Annotated in this window: 9 protein-coding genes; 5 read left to right on the forward strand and 4 right to left on the reverse strand. The window is 61.4% G+C overall.

Going from position 1 to position 8,589, the window contains the following annotated elements; genetic code table 11:
- Positions 1–370 precede the first annotated feature (370 nt).
- Positions 371–505 (reverse strand): hypothetical protein, encoded by a 135-nt coding sequence (locus ABIV12_RS07755; protein WP_348057942.1) that lies wholly within the window; start codon positions 503–505, stop codon positions 371–373.
- Positions 506–795: 290 nt separating this feature from the next.
- Between ABIV12_RS07755 and ABIV12_RS07760 the strand changes: the two genes are divergently transcribed.
- A complete protein-coding gene (locus ABIV12_RS07760) occupies positions 796–1,425 on the forward strand; it encodes a hypothetical protein (protein ID WP_348057944.1) in 630 nt (209 codons plus the stop codon).
- 196 nt (positions 1,426–1,621) lie between these two features.
- On the opposite strand, the gene ABIV12_RS07765 is transcribed toward ABIV12_RS07760, so the two are convergent.
- The gene (locus ABIV12_RS07765) at positions 1,622–3,040 is read right to left on the reverse strand and encodes a hypothetical protein (RefSeq protein ID WP_348057946.1); all 1,419 of its coding nucleotides are present in this window, start codon (positions 3,038–3,040) and stop codon (positions 1,622–1,624) included.
- 592 nt (positions 3,041–3,632) lie between these two features.
- Positions 3,633–4,478 carry a hypothetical protein gene (locus ABIV12_RS07770; protein WP_348057948.1) on the reverse strand — a complete coding sequence of 282 codons (846 nt, stop codon included), beginning with the start codon at positions 4,476–4,478 and terminating at the stop codon, positions 3,633–3,635.
- 307 nt (positions 4,479–4,785) lie between these two features.
- Here ABIV12_RS07770 and ABIV12_RS07775 point away from each other — a divergent pair, with 307 nt between their 5' ends.
- The 3 genes from ABIV12_RS07775 to ABIV12_RS07785 all read left to right on the forward strand — a co-directional run bounded on the left by ABIV12_RS07775 (position 4,786) and on the right by ABIV12_RS07785 (position 6,614).
- A complete protein-coding gene (locus ABIV12_RS07775; protein WP_348057950.1) occupies positions 4,786–4,971 on the forward strand; it encodes a hypothetical protein in 186 nt (61 codons plus the stop codon).
- 126 nt (positions 4,972–5,097) lie between these two features.
- Positions 5,098–5,373: a hypothetical protein gene (locus tag ABIV12_RS07780; protein ID WP_348057952.1), complete on the forward strand. Its 276-nt coding sequence runs from the start codon at positions 5,098–5,100 to the stop codon at positions 5,371–5,373.
- 107 nt (positions 5,374–5,480) lie between these two features.
- Positions 5,481–6,614, forward strand: a complete 1,134-nt coding sequence (locus tag ABIV12_RS07785; RefSeq protein ID WP_348057954.1) for a hypothetical protein — start codon at positions 5,481–5,483, stop codon at positions 6,612–6,614.
- Positions 6,615–6,732: 118 nt separating this feature from the next.
- Here the strand turns inward: ABIV12_RS07785 and ABIV12_RS07790 are convergent, their stop codons facing one another.
- The gene (locus ABIV12_RS07790; protein WP_348057956.1) at positions 6,733–7,905 is read right to left on the reverse strand and encodes a glycosyltransferase; all 1,173 of its coding nucleotides are present in this window, start codon (positions 7,903–7,905) and stop codon (positions 6,733–6,735) included.
- A 374-nt stretch (positions 7,906–8,279) separates the two neighbouring features.
- Here ABIV12_RS07790 and ABIV12_RS07795 point away from each other — a divergent pair.
- The coding region (locus ABIV12_RS07795; protein ID WP_348057958.1) for an MOSC N-terminal beta barrel domain-containing protein at positions 8,280–8,589 on the forward strand (310 nt) is incomplete at its 3' end.

Genomic DNA, 8,589 nt, shown 5'->3' on the forward strand with positions numbered 1-8,589 from the left:
GCCAGGTTCTACGGTAAGGCAGGAACAGGGCAAATTGGCGTGATCGCGATTTTTCGGACAGGTGATTCAACCAACCGCCAGTTTCTCGACCTGTTCGGATGAGTGGTCGTCGAGCCCGCTGTGCAGCCCCTGCCGGTTGTAGAAGACTCCTTCTGCAGACGCCAAGAGTCACGGGAAACGTCGCGCATTTGATGCAGTGACTGGGCCGGCGTGACGTGCGCTACGTCAACGATCGGCATTACCAAACCGGAACGCTTGGGGAAGGTCATTACAAGGCATGCCCGGTTGATGGCGCGCCCTACCTGTTGCGCTGCCACCGTTACACGAGAAGCAATCCTGAGCGTGCTGCAATGGTCGCGGATACGGCCGACTACCATGCTCGATCCATCACGCCGATGGATCTGCCGCCCGCGAAGAGCGCGGCGCGGCGTACCACGTATTGGTCTGCAATGCGATGAATGGCGAGGAGGTCGCCGACATCCTCGCGCGCCTGCAGCGTCAGCACGCTTACCGCAATCGGCGGGTTCGTTTGGCGATCGAAACGTCGCTGGCACGTCGTGCGTGGCGTGCAAAGATTGGAAGATCTTTGACGTCGAGCAAGCTCGGGCAACGTGTCACTGGACCCTGGTTTCCTGTTTTCCATTGACTCGCATCAACTTGCATCCGCCCCTCCGCTCGCTAATCCGCTCACACCCGTGGGCGCTCAACCGTGGAGGCCTGTTATCGTCCGCGTCAGCGGGAGCGGCGAATCAGTGAACCCGGTTTCGGACTCTGCAAAAAACAGGTGGTCAGACAATGGCACGACGCTTCGAATCCGCGCTTTGGCATGCTCGCGCTCTCAGTGCGCTGGCGCAGCTCACTCTCATCTTCGTGGGCGTGACACTCGCGTTCGTGTTCGAGGGGTGGCGAAAGCAACTCGACGAGGCAGCGGACATCCGTCAAACCATCGATGGGCTCATCGTCGAGCTTGGCCACTATGAAAAGCACGGTGGCGACCTGGCGCTACGCATGGAGCAGAGCGTCGCGGCATGGCGCACCGAAGACCGTGCCGGACGTCGCGCAGTGCTGGACTTGTATCGCATTCCCGGCGCGCCGTATCCGCCGTCAGCAGCGTGGGAGTCGGCGGTTTCCTCCGGCGTCGCAAATCGACTCGAGCCCGCATTGCGCCTGGACTTGGGCTGGTACTACAGCGAGAACCGCGGCATTCATGCCAACTATGCGCGCCAGCTCGCGTTTCAAGAGCGCGAGGTCATGCCGCGAACACTGCAGGGGGCCGCGGCGTTCTACGGGCCAGACGGCACGTTGCGTCCGGAGTTTCGCGTGCACCTGCAGTTGTACGAGGAATTTGCTGCGGACCTCAAGCGGCTGAGCGCCCAAGGTGGTGACTTGCGCCGCAAGCTGAAGGCGCTGCGAGCGACGATGTAGCGCGCGTTTTGATGTGAACGCGCTGCAGGAATTCTTCCCCGCAAGTTCCTCGGAATTCGGCAGGATCAGGAGTGAAGGTCACTTCCCGCAATCAGTCAAAAAATCTGGCCCCGTTTCGTTACGGGCAGCGCAAAAAATGAACGCCCGGCGCTGACACTGGAAATCGGTGGTGGCGCCGGGCACGGATGAAACGAGGTTACTTGTTCGCGTTGTCGAAGCCGTCCGCGAAGATTTTATCGAGATCCTGGGCAAAGACCTGGATGTTTGCGTTGCTGGTATTGGTCCAGCCGATGCAACCCGGGCAGTAGGTTCCATCACCGGTCATCGTGTTCCACGTATAGACGTTCGCGTGGTTCCCGAGGAACAGGAAGAAGTCATCCGCCCCTTCCTGCGGCGAGCCGCTCAGCGCCGCATTTGACGCATGCAGACGAACGCCGGCAAAGTCAGTGTCCGAGGGGGTCGACGGTCCGTCGAGGAAGTACTGGTAAGTGGTGCCACCGTCCACAGTAATGTCAACGTTGAAGTCGATCTGATAGAGCTGCAGGAAATCGCCCGCAATGGTCTGGTAGCCCTCGCCATTCGCATACGTCACCGGAATGGAGGTGTAGGTGTTCGCGATGATACTGATCGGTCCACCCGCGACACCACCGCGCAGATCGAGATCCGTCGTGTCGGTCGACCAGACGCGGATCGTGGAGACCGTGAAGGGTCCCGACCCCGGCAGCGTGAAGTCATCTCCCGGTAGCCATGGCGCTTCCGGCGGCGTTTCGATGTCGGACCATTCGACATTGCTGCGGTCGACGCCGGCGGCATTGTTCAAGTTTGCGGTCGGTAGTCCGCGATCGAACATCAAGGGCTGCGTGACCGGAGAGACCGGCGCGCCGAACACCTGTACATTCCCGTCGGTCGTTTTGTCGAAGCCGACACAGCCCGGACAATACGTTCCGCCGCCGGTCATGGTGTTCCACGTGTAGACGGTGCCGTCATTGCCGAGGAAAAGGACGATGCCGTCTGCACCCATTTGCGTGGAGCCACTTAAGGCTGCATTCGATGCGTGCAAATGGACACCCGAGAAATCTTCGCCCGACGCAGTCGCCGGACCATCGATAAAGTACTGGTAGGTCACGCCGCCGTCGAGCGAGAGGTTCACACTGAAATCGATCTGGAAGAGCGGCAGGAAAGGACCCGCATTCGCCTGATAAGTTTCTCCGTTCGCGTACGTTACGGGCGTGACGGTAAAGTCGCTTGAAACGACACCGATCGGGTGCCCCGCGATGCCACCGCGAAGGATGAGACCGGTGCTCTCGGTCGACCACACGCGAATGGTGGTGATGACGTACGAGCCGGAACCCCCGAGCATGAAGTCGTCGCCCGGCAGCCAGGGCGTTTCCGGTGGTGTTTCGATGTCCGCCCATTCGACGTTCGACCGCAGCGCGGCCGCTTCGTTGTTCAAGTTCGTGGTCGGCAAGCCACGGTCGAAAACAAGCACCTGGGCAGCTGCCAGTTGTGAACCGGCCAGCAGCGCGACACCCAGCACGAAGCCCGAAAGCCGTGTCGCCGTCCTGCGATCAGGCCTGGGCCTGAATGTGATGATCCCTGTTGAGCTGATACGCACCGCTGATCTCCTACTGTCTGCCTTGATTGGCAGTCACAGAGGTGCATCAACCATGCCATCCGCCATTCAGGTTCAAAGGAGCGCACGCGCACTTTGCGACCGCTGTTCACGATAAAAACGCGTGTTTTTCGGCAATTGCGCGAATCGGCCGACGAAACGCGTCATGGTCGTCCAACGAAACAAGCCAAATGCAAATGCATCGCCGAAGCGATGTTGATGCGACGTGGCTTCGTGGTCGCGGTTCACGCCGTCGTCGAATCGATCATCGCATTGGCGGGTTCATGAGTCGACGTTGCTGACCGTCGATGTTCGGGGACTCGCGAAGGTCGAGTGCGCCCTATCGCTTGGGCATCGGCACGACAACGCCAACGCGCGTACACCGTCGTTCGTTGCACAGGCCGGCGCTTCAATCGACAGGGACAATCGACAGGGACGGAGGTCGTTAAACGGGGATGGTCGAACGCCCATTGAATCGACCGGCGACCAGCGAGCTCAGCGGCAGGTCGCGAGGCTCCCCGAACGGCCGAATTCAACGACCTCTGTCCCATTGGATTCCTTCCGCGCACATCGCAACCATTGCATCCCGCAAAAGCTATAGCACGCATGCGCCATCGAGACGGGCCGTTCTGGCATCGGACAGAGTCATGGACTCACCCGTCGTCGCCCGATGATCCTCTCGAAATTCGATTCGAACGTCGAGGCTTTTTCCGGTACTGTCGCGAACATTGGCAATGCCACGATATTCGCGGATCGTCCTTGTGTCCGCGGCATAGAAGAGGACGATTGAAGGAATCGCGAAGCCATACCACGTATCGAGTTCCATCAGGAATCGCCGCACCGGCTTTCCATCCATCAGTTCGTCGTCGACGAGACTCAAGGTAAACGGATAGGTTCGAAGTCGACTCGGCACGAGGAATTCGACGTGCTGAGGCGCACCGGTCGCGAGCGCATCCCAATGATCGCGGATGAAACTGTCGAATCCGGCATCCACCACCAGGTCGGGCGCCGACTTCAGCAGAGCACGTTTCTCCAATTGACCTTCAACCGACCGCGTGAAGACCTCCCGCGATCCGCCGGTGCCATCGCGCACTCCCTCGCGATAGCCGGTTCGCGCGTCCTCCAGCGTAAACGAGGGTGCTTGCGCCACTCCGGCTTCAACGACATGTTTTCGTGCAAACGGAGCGCCATCCGGGCACCGGAAAAGAACCGTGAGTTCGCGACGGGGCAGGGTCCCGCTGATCCAGTGCGATTCCGTATACAGCACACGGCCAGACGCATCGTAGGCCGTGCCGACGTAGTGCTCGATGTCCGCGTTTGCCATCGCCGGGCAATGAGCGAGCAATGCCGCCCCGGCAACCGCCACCATCAGGATCGACGTCAGCGGGCGCCCGATGGGTGCATTGCAGGCTGATCTCACGGCACGTTTTCGATCACTCATGAATCCACGTTCTTCGGCTCGTTGTTCGAGGGCATCGTGCGAATCCCCGAGCGTAGTGCGTCGAACCCAATGACTGCAGACAGTGCGATGGCAGATTTGTGACGGGTTGCAATGCGGCATAGACTGCGCCGTCGATCTCCGGGGAGAAAGCGCATGGGACGAACCGGCCGTCCGTTCGCTTGACTCCCTGCGTGGAGATTCGCAGCGATGACGGAAGGCCTTGCGATTGACGACGACCTTGTCCCATTTGCAAGGGTGCGAAATCCGCGCTGTCGGGATGTTCACATCGTTTTTGGGGGCACGATTCATGACGAAGATTTCCGTAACGGACGTCCGCCGCAGTGCCGCCCGCCCGAAGCCGCCCGTCGCACCTTTCAGCGCGTGCGTGGACGACCTCGAGCGCGATCGACAGGCGCGCGAAGCATTGCGTCACCTGCTGCGACGCAAGGGCAAACCCGGCTGGAAATCGATCAGGCCGCAGCGAACGCGCTGATCGCAAAATCGTAAGGTGGCGCGCGTAGACTCCTCGCCCTCAGCGCAATGGAGCACCCGCATGGCAACCTACTTCGCACTGAAGTCCTTCGATGGCCGCAGCCGGTCGTTCGACCAGGCCGATCGCATGGCGCTGTCGCTGATCAAGCGCATTCGGGCGCTGAACGCGCGGATAGTGGCGGTCAGGAATCTCGGCACCGACGGGTTCGTCTTTTCCGTCCCCGGTCCGCGCGTGTTGCCGGGCGCCGTCGTCCGCCAGCTTCGCGATGATCCGGGATTGACACAGTTCCAGATCAGCGATGAAGCCCGCTCGGTCGAAGGCCCGTTCGAGTGGAAAAACAAGGCGGCCCGGGGGATCGGGCAGCCTTGCGATGACTCTGCCGCTGGCCGACTGGGAATCTGACAGCACGCCCATCATGGCGTGCAGTTGTTGCACGCGAGCGACGCGTGGCGCGTCTTCCGTCACTATGCAACCGCAGGCGATCGCCGACCATCGGCGAAGGGGACGGGATGGAGGGTTCGGAACAGTTGCCTGACGTGTTCGTACGCCGCGGCGAGGTGGTGGCGCTTCGCCTGTTCGACATTGCGTATTCGATCGATCTCGGTGCCGCGGAGGCGCTGTGTGCTGCCCATTCGAACGCGCGCAGCAATCGCGGCCGGCTTTCCCAGACGCCGGAAAAAGCGATCGCGTTTGGTGACCCTCCGGTCATCCTTCCACTCGAACCGGTGCGCCTGGACATCGAAGGCCGAGAGACGACGGTCGCTGCGACGGTTCGGCTGTACGACTTCGGGGCAATTGCGATCTCGCTGCGGTTCGCGGTCGAAAGCCGGTCGTGGGCCGGATTCGAAGGGTTGGTCGGGGCGATCCAGACCAGCGTCGGACCCGCGTCGTCGTCGGACATCTGGCGTCGACTGCTCGACCAGGCAATGCCGGTGATCGAATCCGCATTGACGCGCCCGTCGCCCGCAACGCTGCAGGAAGACTATCTGATCGCCACCGTGCTCGAGTTGGGCGAACCGATTTCCGCGGTGGAACTGCAACGGCGCGTCGATCTCTCGGCGTTGCTGTCGGGAGAAACGCGCGCTCTTTCGACCGGGGAAAAGCGCGAACTCCTGAAGCAGAGCTACTCGTATTTCGACAACGACCTCGTCGTGCTGACATGGGATCGCGCCTTCATCTATGAGCCGGAAGGCAACACCGACGTCGCGGACGTGCTCGAAGTCGCCAACGCACAGTTGCTGGAGCTTCGCTATTACGACGAGCTGCTGGATGCCGAACTTCCACGCATGTACGACCAGGTGGAAATTGCACGGCGCGGCATCTCCTCGCTGGCCGCTTCGCGGTTCGCACAGCTGGCGCGCAGCCTGTACACCCTCGTCGCCGAGGTCACCGAAGTCACCGAAAAAGTGGACAACGCACTGCAGGTGACCGAGGACGTGTATCTCGCGCGCATCTATTCGTCTGCGCTGGAGCTGTTTCGCGTGTCCAAACTGAGCGCCGCGGTGTATCGAAAACTCGCCATTGTTCGCGACACGTACATCGCGCTCTACGAAGAAGCGTCGAGCAGTCGCGGCGAACTGCTGGAGTTCGCGATCATCGTGCTCATCCTCATCGAGATCCTGCTGGGAATCGCGCGCCTCTGAGCTCCGACGGCGCACGCGGGCGAGATCCTTTTTCGTTTGATGCAAACAACGTCCAACGATCGTTGTGTGGTTCCTCTCCCCAGCGATGCTCACGCAACTCCCTCTTCCGTTTTTGTCGTCAGCGTTTCGCGGGCGCAGCGGCGGCGGAAAGCGTCGCGTAGAGCGCAATCGCACGCTTCATCTGGCGGCCGGCATCCCACGCCTGTGCATCGACCGGACCTGCTGCCGAAAGGCGTTCACGCTCGTCAGGCCGCGCAAGCAGATCACTGACCTGCGCGGCAAAATCCTCGATGGATTCGCTGCTGATCCGCGCGCCTTCGACATCCTTCAGGACGGTCGCCGTCCCCATCACTGCGGTGGAAACAATCGGCACGCCCAATGCCATCGCTTCGATGAGGACCAGCCCCTGCGTCTCCGTCCGCGAAGCGAACACGAAGACGTCCGCGGCCCGATAGCAGTCAAGCAGCGCGTTCTGCCGGTCGAGGTTCCCGACAAAGTACACGTTGTCGCCGAGTCCGAGGACTTCCGTTCGCTTCTTCAGACGCTTGGCGTCAGGCCCCTCCCCAGAGATGACAAAGAGGAGCGCAGGCCGGTCCTTCACCAGCCGGCCAAGGACGTCGAGCAGGAAATCGATGTTCTTCTCCAGCGCGAGCCGGCCCACTGTCAGCAGCACGAGCCGGTCCGGCGCGATGCCATGCTGGTGTCGAAACACCGATCCGTCACCACCGGAGAATTCGTCGAGCCGGATGCCGGTCGGGATGACGGTCCCCGGTGTCGAAATTCCGTAGTCCTCGAGCACCTTGCTCATTTCTTCGGTCGGCACCACCAGGTGGGTGACCTCGGAGCACAGGCGACGCGAAAACCACCGCACGGCCAGTCGACCGAGCGACCGCGGCAGCCATGGGAAATAGTCGGCGACGTACTCCTCGAAATACGTGTGATAGCTCTCGACCGTCGGGCGACCGGTCTTTTTCGCGAGCCGCACGCCGATCTGGTGCGCGCGAAACGGTGTGTGGATGTGGATGACATCCCAGTGGCGTTCCGCCAGCTGCTCGATCACTTCCGTCATCGAAGCACGGCGGATCAGCCGGTCTTCCGGATCGAACGCGATTTTCCTGGACGGAAGCCGAATCACCTCGAACTCATTGGCGGCGTCGCTCGCGCCGTAGTCCGGAGCGACGATCGTCACGGAATGTCCACTGTCCCGCAGTTCGCGGCAATACGTCTGGATCGATGTCGAAACACCGTTGACGCGTGGGAAATAGACGTCCGAAACCATCAGTATCTGCATTGCGCTCCACCGGCGATTCGCATGCCTTCGACTATGCGACAGGCATGTGTCAGCCGGTTGACGTGAAGGAGCGTGCAGGGCGAGCGAACCGGAATCAGTGGTCGATCGACGCTTGATCATCTGACACCTGCCGCGGGACTGTCCCCGTTCAAAGGTGTCCGTCAAACTTGGGGCAGCTCGACGTGACCCGGGTCCATTTCCGCTTCGCTTGTCGAGCTTGACGGCCGCTTCGCTTCTTTGATCGAATGAGCGTCTTGTCTCCCGTGCGCTGCCCTCTGCAGTGCACACCCACGTCGAGAGGCGCTGCAGCGGACTTGTTCCGCCACGCTCGACGCCGGCCTGGATGGTAAGGGCGCCTTTGACGAGGATGCCCCATGCAGGACTTTGGCAATGCCGAGGCGATCGGCCGCGTCGTGGGATTGTGGCGTTACCCCGTCAAGTCGATGGGACCCCAATCGCTGGCTTCGGTGGACGTCGGCTGGCACGGCGTTGCGGGTGATCGTCGCTTCGCGTTCATCCGCAGCGGCATGGCGCAGAGCGGATTCCCTTGGGCGACTCTCCGCGAGCGCGCGGATATGTGCCGCTATCGGCCCTCGTTCATCGATGCGGACCGGCCCGACACATCGGCAACGCGCGTCCACACTCCGTCGGGTGAAATGTTCGACGTCGCGGACCCAGGGCTTG

Source organism: Dokdonella sp., assembly GCF_039926425.1.
Taxonomy (GTDB): domain Bacteria; phylum Pseudomonadota; class Gammaproteobacteria; order Xanthomonadales; family Rhodanobacteraceae; genus Dokdonella_A.

Coding starts and splice junctions, on each gene's coding strand:
- ABIV12_RS07760 (WP_348057944.1), top strand. CDS start 796: ATGGCACGACGCTTCGAATCCGCGCTTTGGCATGCTCGCGCTCTCAGT.
- ABIV12_RS07775 (WP_348057950.1), top strand. CDS start 4,786: ATGACGAAGATTTCCGTAACGGACGTCCGCCGCAGTGCCGCCCGCCCG.
- ABIV12_RS07785 (WP_348057954.1), top strand. CDS start 5,481: ATGGAGGGTTCGGAACAGTTGCCTGACGTGTTCGTACGCCGCGGCGAG.
- ABIV12_RS07790 (WP_348057956.1), bottom strand. CDS start 7,905: ATGCAGATACTGATGGTTTCGGACGTCTATTTCCCACGCGTCAACGGT.
- ABIV12_RS07780 (WP_348057952.1), top strand. CDS start 5,098: ATGGCGCTGTCGCTGATCAAGCGCATTCGGGCGCTGAACGCGCGGATA.
- ABIV12_RS07770 (WP_348057948.1), bottom strand. CDS start 4,478: ATGAGTGATCGAAAACGTGCCGTGAGATCAGCCTGCAATGCACCCATC.